Origin of the sequence: Paucibacter sp. XJ19-41 (assembly GCF_028462495.1) — a bacterium.
GTDB lineage: Bacteria > Pseudomonadota > Gammaproteobacteria > Burkholderiales > Burkholderiaceae_C > Roseateles_E.
This window is the reverse complement of sequence record NZ_JAQOWX010000189.1, coordinates 1-930: the sequence shown is the minus strand read 5'-3', so window position 1 is coordinate 930 and position 930 is coordinate 1. Positions and strand designations below refer to the sequence as shown.

Sequence of the window (930 nt, the reverse complement as noted above, 5' to 3'; positions counted from 1 at the left end):
TGCGGCCGCTGCCAGCGCCGCGCCGAGCGCTGCTCCCGTTGCTGCTGCGTCCGCCGCCAGCGCGGCCGCCTCCGCCCCGGTGCCGCGACCCGATCCGGCCGCGACGATCACACTGGCCTTGCGCAGCGAGGCCGATGCCTGGCGCGAGCTGGCTGCGCTCTGGGCACTGCCGCCGCCCAGGGCCGAGGCCGACTTCGCCGCGCTCTGCGCGGGCCTGCGCAAGACCGCGCAGACCAGCGCCGATCCGGCGCCCCAATGTTTCACCCAGAGCGGCGCAGCCGACGGCGGACTGGCCCTGCTGCGCCTGCTGGACCGCCCCGCCATCCTGACCCTGCACGACGCCAGCGGCGAGCCCGCCTATGTGCTGCTGCAAAGCCTGGGCGGCCAGCACGCCACCGTCAGCGCCGGCGGCCACACGCAGACTGTCAGCCTGCTGGCTTTGGACCGGCAGTGGCGCGGCGAGTTCAGGACCCTGTGGCGGGCGCCGCCGGCCTACCAGGGCCGCATCACCAGCGGCCCGCTGCCGGCCTGGCTCGATGCCCGGCTCGACCAGGCTTTCTCCGGCGCGCCGGCTGCGGATGGGGCGCCGGCGCCGCTCGGCCTCAAGTACGACCAGGCGCTGCGCGCCAAGGTGGCGGCCTTCCAGCGCGCCCAGGGGCTGCGCAGCGACGGCCTGGCCGGCCCCGTCACGCTGATGCTGCTCAACCGCGCCAGCGGCATCGACGAGCCGCGCCTGCAACAAGCCCTGGCCGGGCACTGAAGCACCATGTCCTACATCCTCGATGCCTTGCGGCGCGCCGAATCCGAACGGGAGCGCGGCAATGTGCCCGGCCTGCACGCCAACCCCATCCCCGCCGACCATGCCGATGATGACGAGACCGCCGCGCCGGCGCGACGCTGGCCGTGGGGCGCGGCGGTGCTGGCGCTGGG

At 75.5% G+C, this 930-nt stretch carries 1 protein-coding gene; it reads left to right on the top strand.

Translation table 11 applies throughout. The features are described from left to right. On the top strand, nt 1-760 hold a 760-nt coding region (locus tag PO768_RS27310), incomplete at its 5' end, for a peptidoglycan-binding domain-containing protein (protein WP_272648570.1). Nucleotides 761-930 lie beyond the last annotated feature (170 nt).